This window comes from Paenibacillus sp. UNC451MF (genome assembly GCF_000686845.1).
In the GTDB taxonomy this organism is placed as follows: Bacteria; Bacillota; Bacilli; order Paenibacillales; family NBRC-103111; genus Paenibacillus_S.
Window position 1 is genome coordinate 268239 of record NZ_JMLS01000002.1, and the last position, 18972, is coordinate 287210.

The following is an 18972-nucleotide window of genomic DNA, read 5'->3' on the forward strand; positions in this document are numbered from 1 at the left end:
TTCCTTCATCGCAATGCAGCTCCTCATGAGGAGGGGACCTCAGAAAAATCCGGGTCCCTCATACAGCCATGAGTTAGGTTACTCTCTTGCCATATCATCCAGCAGAGCGCCGTTAACGGCATTCAAAAATGCATTTGCGCTGGCTTTAATAATATCGGTGTCCATCGCACGGCCGGAGTACGTTTTCCCTTCATATTGGATACGGATATTAACGCGGCCGATAGCTTCCTTACCTCTCGACAAACTGTTAATTTTATAATCCTTGAGTTGAACGTCCATTCCCACCAAAGCTTTAATAACGCTGTACAAAGCATCAATCGGACCGTCCCCAACCTCACTGCCTTTCAGAATCTCGGAGCCTTTTTTCAGCTTGACGGTTGCTGTAGGGTACAGATCATTCGTCACGACTTGAAACGATTCCAGCTCATACAGCTGCTTATCCGTTTCACTTACCGTGCGGTGATTGGTCACCAAGTAAAACACATCGTGGTCGTACACTTCTTTTTTGGCATCGGCCAAGGTGAGAAATTTTTGGAACAGCTGTTCAAAATCCTCCGTATCACTCGTATCGAAGCCCATCTTTTCGACCGCATTCTTGAAAGCATGACGGCCGGAACGGGCTGTAAGAATCAGTTCCATGCTTTCAGCCCCGACATCCTCAGGGGACATGATTTCATAAACCTGCTTATCCTTAAGCAGTCCGTCTTGATGAATACCTGAAGAGTGGGCAAAGGCGTTCTCGCCGGTAATCGCTTTGTTCACCTGTACATCCAATCCTGTCAAATGAGTGACCAGTCTAGACGTTCTCAGAAGCTCTTTTGTCTGAATCCCGGTATAAGCGTTGAAGGAGCTCTCTCTTACTTTCAAGCCCATCACGACTTCTTCCAGCGAGGCGTTGCCGGCACGTTCCCCCAAGCCGTTAATGGTGCATTCGACTTTGTCCGCCCCGTTCTTGATCGCGCTGAGCGTATTGGCCGTTGCCAGCCCCAAATCGTTATGACAATGAACGCTGAGAATCACTTTGTCGTTCAAATTTTTCAACCGGTCGTTAATTCTGCGAATCAGATCCCCGAATTCATCAGGAACGGCAAAGCCCACGGTATCTGGCACGTTAATCATCGTTGCCCCCGCTTTAACAACGGATTCGATCGTTTTCCACAAATATTCGAAATCCGATCTCGACGCATCCTCCGTGGAGTACTGGACATAAGGCAGCAGCGTCTTGGCATATTTGACCGCTTCCACTCCCATTTCCATAACGGCTTCCTTGGAGCGGTTGAACTTCTTTTCCACATGGATGTTCGAGGTGCCGAGAACGATATGGATGAGCGGCTTTTGCGCCGCCTTAATGCTCTCATATACGGCGTCGATATCGCTTCGAACAGCCCGCGCAAGCGCGGTGATCGATACGCTATCCCCAACGGTACGGGCGATTTCCTCTACTGCTTGAAAATCTCCCTGAGAAGAAGCCGGAAAGCCTGCTTCAATAATATCTACATTAAGCCGTTTTAATTGCTGGGCTATTTCTATTTTTTGGTGCATATTCAACTTGGCTCCAGGAACTTGCTCTCCATCACGCAGTGTGGTGTCCAATACAATAATTTTACGGTTCATCTTCATTTCCTCCTAAGCGAAATTTAAATGTATTAATGTATCTATGTGAAGCGAGGTTGGTTAAACCCGGAATTTAACCAACAAAAAAACCCCGTCTCTATGTATAGAGACGAGGTTGAACCCGCGGTACCACTCTAATTCATTTCATAAGAAATGAGCTCTTTCGATGGCCATCACCATCTATCCCTGTAACGGTGGAACTCCGGCATACCCTACTTATTCAGGCAGCTGTTCATAGACGAGTTCGAAATGAAGGACACTGCCGCTTCACACCTACCAACGGCTCTCTGAAAGGTCATTTCAATTCTACTATTTCTAATCGTAACATTTGGTTATTGAAATTAATGGTTATTATAGGGTATTCGAATAGCTTTGTCAATAAACGGATTCAGGATTCTGGAGAAGGCGAACGTTTATGTTTACAGCTGCATACAGTACCCCATAGGGTCAAACGCCTAAAATCAAATTGAAAGTAGGGAATTAAGTGGCCGTATCGTATATGGATTATACTTCTCCATCTGTAACCTTTACTTATGATTTGAGCAACAATCAGTTTTTCAAAAAAGATGCCAACAACTATATTAATGCCCTCTCCATTAATCAGCTTAATACATTAGGAAATGTATCTCTGTTGGACATTTTTCTCAGCACAGGGAACATAGTCGAACCCCACCTTCATCAAAATGCTTCCGAATTGGTCTATTGCATATCAGGAGCCGCTGTTGTCTCCTTGATTAATCCGTTCACGAAGGAACTGCTTAATTTCCCCATTCAGCCTGGTCAAGTAGCCAACGTGCCTCAGGGCTGGTGGCATTATGAGGTCGCTTCCGTCGACAACACTCATTTATTAGCCATATTCGATGCCCCAACTCCGGAATTTATAGGCGGCTCGGATCTGCTGCGTTTAACGCCTGCACACATATGGGCTCGCTCCTATTGCTTAGATGAGGCAAAAGTAAAGGATACCTTTGCGCCTATTACCCAAACGGTCTTCATCGGTCCGCCGAAGGATTGCGAAAAACATGAAGTCCAAGGTACGAGCGAAAAGGCAAAGCCCAACTATTCGAAGCCGGTTTATCCGAATCAGGCTAACCCGAACCAGGCTTTCCCGAACCAGCCTAATTCCAGCATGCCGCAGTATCAACAAAGATATGATTACCCCGGGCAGCAGCCTTACATCGGCAATGGATGGGGATATAATTATAACAACCATATATAAGGTTGCGGCGTTGCTGCGGCAATTAAAAGACCATCCTTTGAGCTGCCTCGACAGCTTAGGATGGTCTTATTTTGATTCCTGTTACCCTTGAAAAAATCATTGACTCCGCTAACCAAAAAGTTCATGGACCGATGCGAGGCTATACATAAACAATATTTAATTGAAGCATAGCCTTGGAAGTTCATCGAGCAAAGCCGAGGGTCTAAAACTCGTGCCTAATAGCTACCTCCTCCAATCAAAACACGCCCAAAGGCGTGTTTTACCCCCTCTCAAATTCCGCTTTAGCAACTTGAATGGCAGACGCGGCGCGCGGCCACCCGACATAGAAAGCCAGATGCGTTATAGCCTCCATCAGTTCTTCCTCGGTAAGGCCGTTTTCTTTGGCGAGGTTCAGATGATAGGGCAGCTGGTTGGTATGCTCACCGGCAACTAATGCAGCTACCGTGACGAGACTCCGCTCCCGTAGAGACAGCTCCTCCCTCCTCCATACGTCTCCGAACAGCACCTCTTCCGAATATTGTACAAACGCTGGGGTTACATCTCCCATGGTTTCTCTTGCATTCGATATGATCTGTTTATGCTTCATTATCCACTCACCCTTTGTACGATTATCTTCGTGCTGCTTATGGAATCATCTGCGCAATGCCTTTTCCGAAGGTCCAATCCTCCAGCTCGGTTTCCACCAGAACAGCGAATACATCTTCTTCTCTAATCCGGCACTCCGCCGAGAGCAGCCAAGCTAGCTTCTGATAGAACGTTTTTTTCTGCTCCCTGCTTCTTCCTGAAGCTAAAGTAATTTGAATATAGAGCAGCTTATCCGTTCTCGATACGTTCAAATAATCAGGACTGTAGTAAAATTCGTTTTTCTTATGGGCGTGAAATACCTGGAAATAATCTTGCTCCGGGACATTGAAATGCTCGATCAGAGCCCTCATAATGCATCGGCTAATGAGAGGCAAATCCTTTTCCTCATATTGATTTTCCAAATAACTGACTCGTATAAATGGCATCCTGTATACCCTCCTCTATTCGATAACTAGATTTTACACCTCGAATCTTCATCTGTATAATTGAATTTATTTATAAAATTATTCATTTTTATCGATGGAGTTGAGCAGTATGGATTTAAAAGAACTGACGACATTTCGCACCATTATTCAAGAAGGCACCTTTTCCAAAGCAGCAGCCAAACTCAATTACGCACAATCCACGGTCACCAATCAGGTGCAGAGATTAGAGAAGGAACTGGGGATCAAGCTGTTCAAACGAGGATGGGACGCGGAGCTGACACCTTCCGGCAAGGTGTATGCCGAAGAAGTCGATAATCTGATCCAGCATTGGAACTATGTATTGGAGCAGGCCAAATCGCTGCAAAAAGAAGAAATCGGCACACTGAACATCGGAGTATTAGAGACAATGACAGCCAATATACTGCCTGCAGTTCTTGAACATTTTCGGAGCTTGAAGCCTAATATCGAATGTCATTTTACAGTTGGAAATACGGACACTCTCTCCCATGGGCTGCGTCAAAACACATTGGACTTTGCCATCACCGGAGAACCAACAGATCTCACCTCCCTGCAATTTGAACCCTTATACAACGAGAAGATCCAATTTATCGTGTCCAACCATCATGCATTTGCGGAAAAATCAGCCGTATCTATAGAGGAGCTGTACGAATATCCACTCATTGTCGGTGGCAAAACATGCTTGTATCATATGCGCTTGTTAAAAGAATTTGCTGGGTATTCCGGTACGCCGTTTCTTTATTCAGTGAGCCAAATTTCCGCCATTCCATCCTTTGTGCAGCAAATCCCTTCAGTCGGAGCTGTCCTCTTCTCCCTGCCGCTGCCGCCTGATGTCGTTCCCCTGCAGGTAAGTATGAAGGACCCTTTAATCCCGGTCGGCATTTTGCAAAATAACAAGACAGAATATCGTTCATCCACTGCCAGCTTGTTTCTGCAATGTTTAAAGGAGAAGCTTAAGAGTACTTAGCTCACGAAAAAAACCGTCGCTATCTGTAAACAGTGACGGTTTTAGTTCGATATTCTGGGAGCGCTATCCTTAAACGAAGTCCTACAAGGGGGAGTGTTTACCACTATTCCGATTCCCCCACTTAGATGATGGTGCATAGCTTTTGGGGGATTGCTTTCTTTTAAAAATTAATGCTGTTCTAGAAACTTAGTTTTATCCTCTTCCGTAATGTTGCGCAGAACTCTGCAGGGATTACCGACTGCAATCATATTAGCAGGAATGTCCTTTGTAACTACGCTTCCCGACCCTATTACCGAATTATCGCCAATAGTCACACCTGCATTAATAATGACTCCTCCACCAATCCAAACATTATTTCCGATATGGATCGGGTAGGCAAACTCTAATTCTGAAGCCCTGAGCTCAGGATGCACGGGATGTCCTGCTGTAAAGAGACTCACATTAGGTCCGATTAAGACATTATCTCCAATGGTCACCTTGTTACAATCCAGAACGGTCAAGTTATAATTGGAATAAAAATTCTCACCTATTGAAATGTTATAGCCATAATCACAACGGAATGTAGGTTCAATAAAAAAATTTCCGCCAGTCTTTCCTAACAGCTTTCTGAGTATATGATTTCGCTTTTCAAGTTCATTTGGGTGCAAACTATTGTACTCAAACAATAAATTTTTCGCATTTTGCCGCTCCCCTGATAGCTCTTCCCCAGAAGCTTTATAGGCTTTTCCTGCCAACATTTTTTCTTTCTCGGTCATGTAGGTTACCCCCTTAAATGAAAATGCTCATCATGCAACAGCCTTTATTCTTCCTTTGGCTACTATGGATAACACAAAACATATCAACAAAACGAGCGACGCCGATACATAAGGATATTGAATATTTATATCAAATAGAAATCCGGCAACGACAGGACCTACAATATTGCCCAAGCTGGTATACGCTGAATTCAGACCCGCTACATACCCTTGCTGATCCTGAGCCATCTTGGACATCTGTGTGCTGACAGCCGGACGCAGAATATCCGTCGCCAAGAACACTATAAATGTCACCAGAAGGATCATCCAATAACGGCTCACGAAGAGCGTCAATAAAACAAACGCCCCAGCTACAACCAAGCAGAAGGAGATGACTTGTTTCTCGCCAAAACGGTTCAGAATCCAACCGAATATAGTAAGCTGCACTACGGCGCCGGCAATGGAACCGAATGTAATGATAAAAGCAATATCTTTTGGAGTAAAACCGAATTTATGATCGACAAACAATCCGAATATAGTCTCATAATTAGCCAACCCGAAGGACATAACAAAGACGATAATCAAGCTCAAAAAGTAAGGCTCGCGGAATGAATTTATTAGCTGCGACACAAGACTTTGTTTTACCACTGGCTCAGAGCTTGAAGCCGTCCTCTGTTCTGCCTTTAATGACTCAGGAAGAAGAATGATCGTAATGATAGCTGCGATGGCACCTGCTACGGCTGCTGCATAAAAAGGGACTCGAGTGCCATACGCCGCAATAAAACCTCCGATTCCGGGACCTATAATGAATCCTGTGGTAATGGCCGCATTGATAAATCCCATTCCTCTAGCTCTTTCTTTCATCGTAGTGACGTCGGCGGTATATGCCATGATGGCCGGCATAATGAGAGCAGCGCCAATTCCTCCCAGCATCCTGGACACAAAGAGAAACAAGGGCGAACTCACGACCCCGAACATCCACTCCGAGAGGGCGAAAATAATCATCCCGGTAACAATAATTTTTTTTCTTCCGAGTGAGTCGGATAAACGTCCCGCTATGGGTGAAAATAATAGCTGAGTTAATGAAAAAGCAGCAACCAACAAGCCCACTACGCTGCCGTTAATATGAAGCTCCGCCATATAAGTAGGCATAATCGGGATAACAAGACCGATGCCTGTAAAAACTAGAAAAATGTTCACCATCAAAAGAAGAATTGCGCCTCTGTTTCTAAAAAGTAATGCCATAATAATGCCTCCAAATGTTCTTACATTATAATTATACTGAACGTTCGTTTTGTATTATTCCAAAAAAGAGGATTTCACCAAAAATTCTATTTTTGGGTTGGGTTAAGGTTTCTATAAAAAGGATCAGCTTGACCGTGAGGCGATGCCGGACAGGAATACTTTTACTGCTAATTGATACAGCTCAAGTGCCTCTTTCATACTCGATTTACGTGACATCTGGCTCAGTCCGAAAAATAATCCCTCCAAAATGACAGCGAGGCTTTCAACATTATCTTGCTTGAATTCCCCTTTCTCCATACCCTCACGAATTAATTTCTCGTAGAATTTCAAATGTCTTACGACCATCTCCGCGAGCCGTTCCTCTACGTCACTTGTCTTCTCTTCGTTATTAAAAAATTCGTCTGCCGCTTTGGTCAGTGGATGGTTCAAATCATCCAGTACCATCTGCTCTGCAATTCCGTATAATTTATCAATGGTCGTTTCGTACTTTGACTCCTTTTCAAACCATTTTTGCTCCCAATCATGGTCCCATTCCTCTACCAAATATAGGAACAAGCCTTCCTTGCTTTTAAAATGATAATAAATATTCCCTTTACTGCTCCCTGTCACCTCAACTATATCTTCAATAGAGGTCGCCTTATAACCCTTTTGTATAAACAATACCCTCGCGGCATCCGCTATTCGTTTTTTGGTTAACTCGCTCTGTAACTGTTTTTTGTTCATACTCTTCCACTCCAATTTCATGGATATTCATTTGGTCCGTCATGACAAATAATACTGAACGTTTATTCAGTATTCTAGCAGAAAGCGAGAGAATTATGCAAGTGTACAGAGCTCAATACCTTTTTCTACCCAAATAATTGATGATAAGAGCGCAGAGCCCATGTATAATTGAGAATGATTATCACTCAATTTCAATCACGTGACTGGAGGTATGAAGCGATGCATGCCGCTGCTTTTCATCATAATTTTAATCATTTCTTTAACCAGCTGGAGCCGCACACGCAGCAGGAAGCTTCATCAGATCAGATACGGATTATGACCTCTGCAGGATCAGGCATGATCCATAGGCTTCAGCCAAGGCCCGAGATGGAGCTGGTTCTATCCGACTTCTGTCTGACAGCAGGAACGACGGTAGAACTTACATCGCTCAAGCCCATGGTGGAGCTTGGTTACTGTCTCCAGGGTTCAAGAAGAACGAATCTGGCGAGCCCCGGGCAGCAGATCCTGCCAGGTCAATGGAGCTTGCAGCTCATTAATGCTGAATCAGCCCGGTTGGAGTTCGATGCCGACCAGCCTGTTACAATGCTTGGAATTGGTATGTCGGTGTCCGTCTTTCACGACTTCTTGACTGAAGCTGCCGGAGGCAGATCCATAGATTTCAACAAATTGCTCGGTTCCAAGACATATCGAATATTTCAGGAAAAAGTGGATCCCGGAGCCGCTATTATATTAAAGCAGCTTGTCGATGGATTGCACACAGGAAATGTACGCCGGATTGAACTGGAATGCCGCTTGCTTGAGCTGCTGCTGCTTGCTTTCCGATCCTTCCTGCTGGATGCGAAGGAAAGCAAATCGCTGCTCACCAAGGATGATCAAGCTCGAATCAAACTGGCACGCACGATCATCACGGAGCGGATGGAGGAGCCTCCATCCTTGCTGCAGCTCTCAAGACTTGTCGGTCTGAACGATTACAAGCTGAAGATTGGGTTCAAAGAAATGTACGGCAACACCGTCTTCGGTTATTTGCGTGAAAAGCGATTGGAACGAGCCTGGCTGCTTCTTCAAGAAGGGCACGTCAATGTGAGCGAAGCGGCCTGCGCCATAGGCTATTCCAACCCAAGCCATTTTGCGGAAGCGTTCCGCAAGCAATATGGAGTCAATCCCGGAGCCTTATTGCGTCATCGTTCCGGTTTCTTTTCATGATAGAGAAAGACGGATGACTAATCGTTCCTGCAAAAGGCATAAGTAATCCGCGCAAGGGTAGAGGTCAGAAGGATGTCCGGAGTAACATGACAGCAGTGCATATTACTTTTGGACAGAATGGAGCTGGACGTATGAAACAACCTCTTCAGAGTACCTCTCCCCCCCGTTTCTTGCCTTTTGTTCTCGTCGGCATGCTGCTCATCGTTACTACAACTGGATTTGCCCGAATGGCCTACGGCCTCATCCTGCCATATATGGAGAAGGATCTTGGCCTCTCTGTCTCGATGGGAGGGATGCTCGGAACGATTATGTTCCTGGGGTATCTCGTAACAGTCGGACTGTCGGGCCTGCTAGCCGTACGTTGGGGAGGAAAAGCCGTTCTTCTCATAGGCGGCAGCGCTGTTATTGTTAGCATGTTCGGCCTGACATGGGCATCCTCCTTTATGTCGATAGCGCCCTTTATGTTTCTCTCCGGCGCCGGCAGCGCGCTGGTGTTCACCCCGCTCATGTCCATCATGCTGGGCTGCTTCCCCGACCGAAAAGGAACCGTGCTCGGCATCCTGCTCAGCGGTGCAGGAATCGGCATGCTGCTGAGCGGCATTCTAGTCCCGTTCCTTGACGTGCAGTTTCCCGACTGGGGATGGCGTGCGGTCTGGCTAAGCTTCGGAGTGCTCTCTCTAGCAGTGATTCTCACCGCGTTCGTCATCTTAAGAAATCCCGAAGCACGCGGCAGCGACAGCAACGACAAGGACAAACCAGCTTGGTTTAAAAACAAGGGGTTAATGAAAGTAGCATGGCTTTATTTTCTGATCGGCCTTGCCTATCTTATTCCGAACTTGTACCAGACCGGCTTCATGCTGGGACAAGGGCTATCCGACCGAACGGCTGGATTCATCTATTCGGTAGCTGGCATATTCAGCATAGTCGGCAGCCCCATATGGGGCACCTTATCCGACCGCTTCGGGATACCCCGCATGTTCATACTGGCTTGGGTTTGCGCGGTTGCTGGAGACCTAGTTCCCGTTGTATACCCGAGCATACCGGGATTCGTAATCTCCTCCATGCTTTGGGGCTCCAGTATTGGCGGACTGATCACACTAATCCAGCTTAAAGCGGCGCAGCAGGTACCTCAGCGTTTCGTTGCCACCGCTATCGGATTTATATCTGTCTTCTACGCCGTCGGACAAATGCTCGGTCCAGGCCTCTCCGGCTGGATAATCGAACTGGGCGGAAATTACACTGCAGCCTATGGTTTCGGCGCAGCGATATATGCAGTAGGACTGGGAGTTACCTTGTATGCAGGCAAAGCCGAACAGAAGCTAGCCTCTTAAAATATTCGCAAAAAACACCCCAATTGAACATTGGGGTGTTCGGTCAGTCTTATTGATTATCGTCAGCAGCCAACGACTCTGCCGCTGCTGCGAGATAATACGCCATGCCTGTTTGTTGCCCCTCCAGCATCCGCAGATGAAAATCATCCTGGAGGAAAAAACGGGTTTGCGCTGCAAAATCGGCCGCAGAGGTCTGATGTCCATGCTCGTTCATAAACATCAGGTGATTGCTCAGCAGCTGCTTCATCTGCTCATCGCTATGCTTCAAGCCTGCCCTCAAGGATTGTGCCACCTCATTCATAAATCTCGCAGCTTCCGCCGCCTGCTCATTCATGTCTTGAACGTCCATTGGAGCTGCCTCAACAATGTCCACATTGTAGGCTTGCTTCAAGTATTGATTTTGCTCGCTCATCGCTTCTTTCCAAGCATCCTCGCTTTCAAAGCCTTTGAATAAATCTTGACTGTTCATTTGTTCTCCTTTCTTATTGCTTGCTATAGTTTTCCTTAACGTTAGAAGGATGGTTTCAATCCGCTGCCTTCGAGCCAAAAGAAGCTTTTCCTGCTGGGTCAAAATCGCTGCCTTCTCCGGTTCCTCCTCCAGAAGTTCTTTGATTGTATCCAAAGGAAAGTCAAGCTCCCGATAGAACAAAATGTGCTGAAGACGTTCCAGCTCTTCCATCCCATACAGCCTGTAGCCCGCTTCACTGATTTCCCTAGGCATGAGAAGACCGATCCTGTGATAATGATGCAGCGTTTTGATCGTGACATTGGACAGATTCGACACTTCTTTTACGGTGTAAAGCATTGGTTTCACCTCCTTCTAAATTCAGTCTAAAGCCTCCCCTAAGAGGAGAGTCAACACTTATCTAACAATCCCAATAACGAATCCGTCATATCCTTTACTTCCTACGGTTTGAATAGCCGTGGCCGTAATTCGCGGCTCCTCTGCCAGCCTATCGAAAAATTCCCTTACGCCTATGACACGGGGATCTTCATTATTTTCATTTGCAACTTCTCCATCACGCACTACATTATCTCCAATAATAACCGTTCCGGGACGTGAGAAGCGAAGCGCCCATTTTAAATAATGAGGATTGTTCGGCTTATCGGCATCAATAAATATGAGATCAAATGGCGCTGCTTGTTCTTCATCCATTCGAGTCAATTGGTCTAATGCATCTCCTACCCGCAGCTCTACCTTATGATCAATCTGGGCAAGCGATAGGTTGGTTCTAGCGACTTCCGCATGATGCGGATCTACTTCTATAGTGACTATACGTCCGTCTGACGGTAATGCTCTCGCCATCCAGATGGTACTGTACCCTCCCAAAGTACCGATTTCCAGAACTCGCTTTGCTCCTTGCATTTGAATGAATAATTGCAATAGTTTCCCTTGTGATGGCGTTACGTCGTATGGGGGTAATTCTGCATTATGATTATTTGCCAAAGCTTCCTCCAGAATAGGATCATACGGAATCAATTGCTTCTTTATATACTGGTCTACTTGGTTCCACGTGTTCGATGGATTCATAGTTATCACTGCTCCTTTGTATTGTTCTGCTTCTTCCATTTTTATTGTAATCGAGCTATAATCATAATAAAAATATATGTTTTATATATACTTATATATCTAATATATGAGTTAAAGGAGTAATTCTTTTTATGAATCTGCACGCATTGCGATTATTCCATGTGATTGCCTCTACCAGAAGCGTGACACGCGCCTCTGAAATATTAAATATTAGCCAGCCCGCCATAACGGCCCAAATTAAAAAATTCGAGAAGGAATTGTCCTTCTCACTTTTCAAGCCTCAAGGCAGAGGGATCGCTTTAACTGATGCCGGTGAACAAATGGAGCAGCTCGCAAAAAGACTTTTTTCAGTGGAACAGCAAATTGAACAATTTGCCTACGATTACCTTAACGGTACTAACGGACATATTCGAATCGCCGCGACGTACTTGCCAGCTCATGTGCTGCTGCCCACCTGGATAGCGAAGTTTAAGCAGCAATATGAACAAGTGGAAATGAGTATTACTACAACCAATTCAAGCGATGCTTTGAAGCAGCTTTTGAATGTGGAGGCTGATTTAGCGATTTATGGAGGCTTGCCTGAAGAATATCCGGATACGGTTGAAACGGAAGAGCTGTTTCAGGACGAGCTGTGGTTTGTCGTTGCACCGGGCCACCGGTACGCGAACCAGCAGGTCTCTTTATCCGATATGATGAAAGAACCTTTTGTCATGAGAGAGGAAGGAAGCTCAACACGAGAACGATTGTTGGCTCTATGCCGAACCTACAGTACTTCGGCCCCCAAAATCAATTTGCAATTCAATGGATTGCATGAAGCCATCACTGCCGTTATTGCGGGGTATGGAGCTAACTTCGTTTCATCCCTGGTTGTGCAAAAATATGTAGAGCGCGGCGAGCTTTGCAGAGTCTATGTAGAAGGAATCCGCCTGCAAAATACCATTGCCGTCTGTACTCGTAAGTATGAACCGCTATCAGCCGCCGCAGCCCATTTCATTAAGATGATCCGCCAAAATCCTTATAAGAAATCATGAGGCGCCTCTCCTACTGATCCATGAAAAAATGCCCGAACCTTTGTTTCACCAAAGAATTCGGGCATGATTGAAGCAGCAAGTGAATTATTCCGTTGGGCTTACTTTAACCAGCATTTTCCCTATATTTCTACCTTTGAACAGCTCTACGAAAGCTTCAGGAACCTTCTCAAACCCTTCCATGATGGTTTCCTCATATTTCAACTTACCCTCAGACAGCCATTTCATCAGGTATTCCAAACCTTCCTGCATACGGTCTGCATAATCGCCTAACACAAAGCCTTTTATCATGGATCGAGTCTTAATCAGCTTGGTCAAAATCCGCGGACCGGCATCGCTGCCTTCCTCCATATTGTATGACGAAATAGCTCCACACAGCGGAATTCTCGCATGATCGTTCAGCAGACTCATGACGGCATCCGATACATCTCCGCCGACATTATCGAAATAGACGTCAACCCCCTGCGGGCAGGCCTGCTCGAGCGCTTGCTTCAGGTTAGCCGTTTTATAATTCACAGCGGCATCAAAACCCAGTTCCTTCACCAAAAACTGCGTCTTCTCATCCGAACCGGCAATCCCGACGACTCGCGCCCCTTGAATTTTGGCGATCTGGCCTACGACCATTCCGACCGCGCCTGCTGCCCCGGAAACGACTACCGTCTCACCGGCCTTCGGACGTCCAATATCCATGAGACCGAAGTAGGCTGTTAAGCCCGTCAAGCCGATTACGCTTAAATAAGCGGATAACGGTGCTGCCTCTCCATCTATTTTGCGTAGCGTCCTCGCATCTACAACATTGTAAAGCTGCCACCCGAGCATGCCGAGCACCTTGTCCCCAACACGGAACAGCTCCGAACGGGATTCGACGATTTCCCCCACAACGCCTCCGCTTATTGCCTCTCCGAGTTTATAAGGCTCCACATATGATTTGGTATCGTTCATTCTTCCCCGCATATACGGATCAACCGACAAGTAAATCGAACGGACGACGACCTGCCCTTCTTGCGGGTTACCAACGGGTGCTTCTTTCAATTCAAATGTGTCCTTATCCGGCCAGCCTTGCGGACGGTTTTTAAGTAAGATCATTTGATTCATCATCATAAATCACTCTCTTCCTTGGAAATAATAATCATCGGACAATCCAATGAGTGAAGCGTGGCACAAATTGTATAGTTTTAAAACTTTCAAACTATTATTTTAAAAAGAAGGCTTCTTGGCACCTATAGGCTCTCCAAGAAACCGGGTAAATACGTCTGAAACATATCTTCGATTAAATAAATTTTTTTATTTTGTCCGTCGCGGACGACACGGATCAATTCCGCCTCATTCATAATTTTCAAATGATAAGTGACATTCGATTTGTCCATTCCCATCGCTTTACCGATTTCTCCGCAGCTATTCCGCGTCGGCTCCACATGAAGATAACGGACAATTTCAATGCGCTTCTTCTCCGCCAGGGCTTTAAAAATCCGTGCCCGCTTCTCATCATCAGCTTGTATTTGTTCGATCATCATAAAACAATCTTAAAGAGGAACAAGCCTCTTGTCAACCAGAGGGGTCTGGGAAATGCAACGGTAATTTCCTGATAACAAAGGCGGACGCTATTGCTTCTAGAGGGGATACCCACCTTTTACGTTTCGCTTTTTTCGAGTGCTATAGGTTTCTCACCAAGCAAACAAGCGCTGAAAAAATCAGCGCTTGTTCTTGTATAAGAAAAATGGCGGTTTAGCTGTGGAAATCAAGACCTGAAGTTACTGCCTTCACATAACCGGTACGGATGACGAAATCTCCAAAATGCTCACCCTGATTGCGATCGGATGCGAAATGCTGGATCATCGGCTTCAGCACGTCGATAATTTCCTCTTCACCGATGTTTTCGCGATACAGCTTGCTTAAACGGTCTCCGGAGAAGCCTGCTCCCATGTACATATTGTACTTACCCGGGGATTTCCCAATAAATGCAATCTCACCTAGAGCCGGGCGGGCACAGCCATTCGGACAGCCTGTCATTCGAATGTTGATTTCTTTATCGCGCAGGCCAACTTCCTCCAGGATAGGCTCCAGCTTCTCAACCAACGTTGGCAAATAGCGTTCTGCCTCTGCCATCGCCAGTCCGCAGGTCGGCAGCGCAACACAAGAAAGTGCGCTTCGGCGCAAGGCAGACAGCTCCTCACCTTCTATGATGCCGTACTCTTTAAGCAGCGCCGTGATCTTCGCTTTCTTCTGGCTTGCGATGTTCGCTATCATCAAGTTTTGGTTAGCGGTAAGACGGAAGTCTCCGGTATGAATTTTGGCAATTTCACGCAATGCGGTTTTCAGCTTGTAGTTCTCGGAATCTACAATTCGGCCACTCTGAACATACAACGTCAAGTTCCATCTGCCGTCTTTGCCCTTTACCCAGCCATAGCGGTCGCCCGTATGATCGAATTGGAACTCACGTGCAGGCTCCAGCTTCCAGCCTAAACGATCGTGCAGTTCATCCACAAACCACTCTAGGCCATGACGATCGATCGTGTATTTGAAGCGTGCATACTTCCGAACGGAACGATTGCCGTAATCGCGCTGAATCGTCACCGTCTTCTCGGCAACATCAAGGATACGATCCGGTGTACAGAAGCCAATAACTCTTGCCAGTTGTGGATACGTTTGCGTATCGCCATGCGTCATCCCCATGCCGCCGCCGACACTTACGTTAAAGCCGATGAGTTTGCCATTGTCTACAATAGCAATAAAGCCAAGATCCTGTGAATACACATCCACATCATTGGAAGGTGGTACTGCTATTCCGATTTTGAACTTCCGCGGCAAATAAACAGGACCATAGATAGGCTCGACTTCCGTTTCCTCACCGTTCTGCTCGAGACTATCGACAACCTTCTCTCCGTCCAGCCAAATCTCATGATACGCTGGTGTGCGGGGAGCAAGGTGAGTCGTTAGCTGCTGGGACCAGCGGTAAACCTCGCTATGCACCTCGGATTGATAAGGATTCGGGTTGCACATTACGTTACGGCTGACGTCACCGCATGCAGCCAATGTTGTCAACAGCGCGTCGTTAATCTCTCTGATCGTTTGCTTCAAATTCCATTTAAGTACACCGTGCAGCTGGAACGCTTGCCGGGTCGTAACACGGATGCTTCCGCTTCCGTATTTCTCAGCCAATTCGTCCATGACGAGCCATTGTTCCGGGGTAGATACACCGCCTGGTGTCACGACGCGAAGCATGAACTGAAAAGACGGCTCCAGCTTCTGTTTCTGGCGTTCATTGCGAAAATCACGATCATCCTGCATATAGCTGCCATGGAATTTGAGCAGCCGGTTATCCAGTTCGGGCAATCCGCCTGTAATCCGGTTGGAGAGGGACTTGACTAACGATCCGCGCAAGTAATTACTTTCTTCCTTCAGCAATTCCACATCGCTTGGAGGTCCGCCAATCGGCTCCACTTTAAGTTTTTCTGCCATTGCTGTCAGCTCCTTTACTATGCATCCAGTGCATTCATTCTTTCTTTACGAACATCTATAGCGTTATGCGATTAATAAACATCGCGTTGATAACGGCCTTGCTCCTGCAGCTCAGCTACATAAGCCGCAGCCTCTTCCGGGCTCTTAGCGCCCTGCTGCTCGATAATAGTAAGCAATGCTTTATGCACATCATGCGCCATATGCTTTTCATCACCACATATGTAGACATGAGCCCCTTCCTGCAGCCATTGATACAGCTCGGAAGCATTCTCCAGCATCCTGTGCTGAACATACACTTTTTCTTCCGTATCCCGGGAGAACGCTACGTCCAGATTCGTCAGTACGCCGGCTTTCAACATACGCTGCCAGTCGGTTTGGTACAGGAAGTCCGTTACAAAATGCCTGTCACCGTAGAACAACCATGACTTCCCTTCCACGCCAAGCTCTTCCCTCTCTTCCAGAAAAGCTCTGAACGGCGCAACGCCAGTACCAGGCCCTATCATAATCACCGGCGTATCCGGGTTAACAGGCGGTTTAAAGTTCGGGTTTTTCTGAATAAAAATAGGAAGCTTATCGCCGGATTGAAGACGTTCAGACGCATGAACGGAGCAAACGCCACCGCGTTCTCTGCCATGTGCCTCATACTGGACTTTTCGGATGGTCAGATGCACTTCGTCCGGGTGAGCATTGTAGCTGCTCGCGATCGAGTAAAGCCGTGGCGGCAGCTTACGCAGCAGCGCCGGGATATCTCCAACCGTCAACGACCATGGAGCAAAGTCACGCAGCAAATCAAGTAAATCTCTGCCGTTCATATATTCTTTCAGATCCTGCTTATTTTCCGGCTTTACCAGATCTGCCAGGTTACTATTGCCAGAGAATGCTACGGCTTTCTCCATTAGAGGCTTGGTCAGTACGGTAATTTCATAATGATGAAGCAGCGCATCCTTAAGCGAGGAGGTCTCTCCAGACTTGCCGACAGCAAGGAGCGCTTCCGAATTCCATTTCAACTCGTCAATAATTTCTTCAACAAGGGACGGATCATTTTGCGGGTAGACGCCAACACAATCTCCCGGAGCGTACGTCAATCCAGACCCTTCGAGCGAAAGCTCCAAGTGGCGAGTCTCACGATCTGAGCCACGTCCGTTCAGATTGAGATTGTCAAGTACCTCAGCATGAAACGGATTGGAACGGGAATATTCTGACGAATCTTCACTCGAAGCGGATGCTGTGAGGACTGCAACTGAACCGGAGGAAGCAGGCGCCGCTTGAGCTGATGCACTTACCGCGTCAGTAACGCTTGCTATCCATGAGGCAGCAGACTCCTCGAAATCCACATCGCAATCGATACGAGCGGCAATACGCTGAGCGCCAAGCTCCTCTAGACGTTTGTCAAAATCTTGTCCTGTTTTGCAAAAGAACTCATAGGACGTATCCCCAAGCGCAAGAACGGAGTACTTAACATCTCCCAGCTTCGGAGCTCTTTTGCTGAAAAGAAACTCATAGAAGGTCAACGCATTATCCGGCGGATCGCCTTCCCCGTGAGTGCTGGCAAGCAAGAACAAATAGCTCGCTTTTTTCAAATTGTTCGTTTTGTATTGATTCATCGCTGAGAGAGTCACTGCAAAGCCCTGCTCCTTCAGCTTATCCGATAATCTGCCCGCCAAGCGCTGGGCGTTACCGGTTTGAGAACCGTAAAGAATAGTCGCCTCACAGGGCGTCTGAATCTCAGGAACAAGGGTCAGCACTTGTGGGGCTGCCCCAACCGTATTGTTGGCATGCACTGGAGCTTCGCCTTGAACGGCTGCGCTTCCCGCACGATAGAAGGTCAAATATCCTCCCAACCATTGAATCTGTGCCTCGGTCAAGGTTGGCAAAAGTCGGTTAATCAGCTCAGCCTGCTCTTCCGTAAAAGGACTGTTCGTTACTTTGAGTTGCAACAACATCCACCTCGCATCGTTTCATAATTAATATTAATCCAAGTTGGTTACTATGCTTTTCTTCCTTTCCTTATGCTACCGCAGTCCCTTCAATGGGTCAATGAGATTAGTCGATATTTGTCTATAAAAGTTTTTGTGGAATGATTTCAATTTTTCTTATAAATGAAAGATAATTAGATAAATTTTACTAATAGCGCTCCACTGAAGTGTTAAATGGTAGAATAAATCGACGGAGGGGAATAAAATATGGCCTTAAACTTCAATCCTTCAAGTGTTTTCGATGTATTTCCTTTCTTAAAGTCGGTTCCACAAGCCGAGTGGACAGCTGCTCAGCCTCGCGTCTTGACGTATCCGTCACAAGCCCGGATTTTTCAAAAAGAAGATGCTGCAAATTACGGCATGTTCCTACTGCGAGGCACGGTCCGAATTACATTGATCGAGGAGAACGGGAGTGAATCGCTGCTAACCTTACTCTCAGCCGGGGAGGTTTGCTCACTCTTGGTTCTATGCGGATTGAGCGATCGCGACTATCCCGGTTCCCTTATAGCCGAGACAGAAGTCGAAGTGCTATTCGTCTCCAAATCGAGTTTCCTCAGTTGGATTCAGGTGCAGCCTACCATTCGAAACGCCATATTCGGGGGATTGCTGGACGGAATGATCCGTACGAGCCGAATGCTGCAAGCTAAACACAATGAACCATTAGAAGCTCGCCTTGCAAAAGCTCTGCTTCGCACGACAACCGACACTAATCCATTACTTCACATCACTCATCAAGTGCTTGCTAATGAAATTGGTTCTGCCCGTGAAGTCGTATCTCGTGTGCTCAAGCGATATCAAGAAAAAGGCTGGGTGGAGACGGGTCGTGGTTGGGTGCGAGTTACTAATCGAGGAATGCTGGAGGCGCAGCTTGGTGACTTGGTCACAGAAGCGTGACCAGATTCCTGCTAAGGTAA

Annotated in this window: 18 protein-coding genes and 1 other annotated feature; of the genes, 6 read left to right on the forward strand and 12 right to left on the reverse strand. The window is 46.6% G+C overall.

The genetic code is table 11. The features are described 5' to 3' along the window. Positions 1 to 78 precede the first annotated feature (78 nt). Positions 79 to 1614 (reverse strand): 2-isopropylmalate synthase, encoded by a 1536-nt coding sequence (locus BP97_RS0104380; RefSeq protein WP_028548007.1) that lies wholly within the window; start codon positions 1612 to 1614, stop codon positions 79 to 81. A 102-nt stretch (positions 1615 to 1716) separates the two neighbouring features. After that, positions 1717 to 1946, reverse strand: a binding site (T-box leader). 152 nt (positions 1947 to 2098) lie between these two features. On the opposite strand from BP97_RS0104380, the gene BP97_RS0104385 reads away from it, so the two are divergent. Continuing rightward, positions 2099 to 2833: a cupin domain-containing protein gene (locus BP97_RS0104385; protein WP_028548008.1), complete on the forward strand. Its 735-nt coding sequence runs from the start codon at positions 2099 to 2101 to the stop codon at positions 2831 to 2833. Positions 2834 to 3092: 259 nt separating this feature from the next. Here the strand turns inward: BP97_RS0104385 and BP97_RS0104390 are convergent, their stop codons facing one another. Next, the gene (locus tag BP97_RS0104390; protein ID WP_028548009.1) at positions 3093 to 3419 is read right to left on the reverse strand and encodes a carboxymuconolactone decarboxylase family protein; all 327 of its coding nucleotides are present in this window, start codon (positions 3417 to 3419) and stop codon (positions 3093 to 3095) included. A 37-nt stretch (positions 3420 to 3456) separates the two neighbouring features. Beyond that, positions 3457 to 3843: a tautomerase family protein gene (locus BP97_RS0104395; protein ID WP_028548010.1), complete on the reverse strand. Its 387-nt coding sequence runs from the start codon at positions 3841 to 3843 to the stop codon at positions 3457 to 3459. A 109-nt stretch (positions 3844 to 3952) separates the two neighbouring features. Here BP97_RS0104395 and BP97_RS0104400 point away from each other — a divergent pair, with 109 nt between their 5' ends. Next, positions 3953 to 4828, forward strand: a complete 876-nt coding sequence (locus BP97_RS0104400; RefSeq protein WP_028548011.1) for a LysR family transcriptional regulator — start codon at positions 3953 to 3955, stop codon at positions 4826 to 4828. Between the two features lie 167 nt (positions 4829 to 4995). Here BP97_RS0104400 and BP97_RS0104405 read toward each other — a convergent pair whose 3' ends face one another. The 3 genes from BP97_RS0104405 to BP97_RS0104415 form a co-directional block, all read right to left on the reverse strand. Further along, the gene (locus tag BP97_RS0104405; protein WP_028548012.1) at positions 4996 to 5583 is read right to left on the reverse strand and encodes a sugar O-acetyltransferase; all 588 of its coding nucleotides are present in this window, start codon (positions 5581 to 5583) and stop codon (positions 4996 to 4998) included. A 30-nt stretch (positions 5584 to 5613) separates the two neighbouring features. Next, entirely contained in the window at positions 5614 to 6807 is a 1194-nt protein-coding gene (locus BP97_RS0104410; RefSeq protein WP_028548013.1) for an MFS transporter, read from the reverse strand. 123 nt (positions 6808 to 6930) lie between these two features. Beyond that, positions 6931 to 7530: a TetR/AcrR family transcriptional regulator gene (locus tag BP97_RS0104415; RefSeq protein WP_028548014.1), complete on the reverse strand. Its 600-nt coding sequence runs from the start codon at positions 7528 to 7530 to the stop codon at positions 6931 to 6933. Between the two features lie 219 nt (positions 7531 to 7749). Between BP97_RS0104415 and BP97_RS0104420 the strand changes: the two genes are divergently transcribed. Beyond that, positions 7750 to 8733 (forward strand): helix-turn-helix transcriptional regulator, encoded by a 984-nt coding sequence (locus BP97_RS0104420; RefSeq protein ID WP_028548015.1) that lies wholly within the window; start codon positions 7750 to 7752, stop codon positions 8731 to 8733. An 86-nt stretch (positions 8734 to 8819) separates the two neighbouring features. Then, positions 8820 to 10064 (forward strand): MFS transporter, encoded by a 1245-nt coding sequence (locus tag BP97_RS35240; RefSeq protein WP_231506212.1) that lies wholly within the window; start codon positions 8820 to 8822, stop codon positions 10062 to 10064. A 49-nt stretch (positions 10065 to 10113) separates the two neighbouring features. Here BP97_RS35240 and BP97_RS0104430 read toward each other — a convergent pair whose 3' ends face one another. After that, positions 10114 to 10869, reverse strand: coding sequence for a MerR family transcriptional regulator (locus BP97_RS0104430; RefSeq protein WP_028548016.1), 756 nt, complete (start codon positions 10867 to 10869; stop codon positions 10114 to 10116). Positions 10870 to 10926: 57 nt separating this feature from the next. Beyond that, entirely contained in the window at positions 10927 to 11595 is a 669-nt protein-coding gene (locus BP97_RS0104435; RefSeq protein ID WP_028548017.1) for an O-methyltransferase, read from the reverse strand. A gap of 131 nt (positions 11596 to 11726) precedes the next feature. On the opposite strand from BP97_RS0104435, the gene BP97_RS0104440 reads away from it, so the two are divergent. Beyond that, positions 11727 to 12626: a LysR family transcriptional regulator gene (locus BP97_RS0104440; RefSeq protein ID WP_028548018.1), complete on the forward strand. Its 900-nt coding sequence runs from the start codon at positions 11727 to 11729 to the stop codon at positions 12624 to 12626. A gap of 84 nt (positions 12627 to 12710) precedes the next feature. Here BP97_RS0104440 and BP97_RS0104445 read toward each other — a convergent pair whose 3' ends face one another. The 4 genes from BP97_RS0104445 to BP97_RS0104460 form a co-directional block, all read right to left on the reverse strand. After that, the gene (locus BP97_RS0104445) at positions 12711 to 13721 is read right to left on the reverse strand and encodes an NADP-dependent oxidoreductase (RefSeq protein WP_028548019.1); all 1011 of its coding nucleotides are present in this window, start codon (positions 13719 to 13721) and stop codon (positions 12711 to 12713) included. Between the two features lie 122 nt (positions 13722 to 13843). Next, positions 13844 to 14137 (reverse strand): ArsR/SmtB family transcription factor, encoded by a 294-nt coding sequence (locus BP97_RS0104450; RefSeq protein ID WP_028548020.1) that lies wholly within the window; start codon positions 14135 to 14137, stop codon positions 13844 to 13846. A 211-nt stretch (positions 14138 to 14348) separates the two neighbouring features. After that, positions 14349 to 16082, reverse strand: coding sequence for an assimilatory sulfite reductase (NADPH) hemoprotein subunit (cysI, locus tag BP97_RS0104455; RefSeq protein WP_028548021.1), 1734 nt, complete (start codon positions 16080 to 16082; stop codon positions 14349 to 14351). 71 nt (positions 16083 to 16153) lie between these two features. Further along, on the reverse strand, positions 16154 to 18019 hold the full coding sequence (locus BP97_RS0104460) for an assimilatory sulfite reductase (NADPH) flavoprotein subunit (protein WP_028548022.1): 1866 nt from the start codon (positions 18017 to 18019) through the stop codon (positions 16154 to 16156). A gap of 246 nt (positions 18020 to 18265) precedes the next feature. Between BP97_RS0104460 and BP97_RS38645 the strand changes: the two genes are divergently transcribed. Further along, positions 18266 to 18952 (forward strand): Crp/Fnr family transcriptional regulator, encoded by a 687-nt coding sequence (locus tag BP97_RS38645; RefSeq protein ID WP_051620355.1) that lies wholly within the window; start codon positions 18266 to 18268, stop codon positions 18950 to 18952. Positions 18953 to 18972 lie beyond the last annotated feature (20 nt).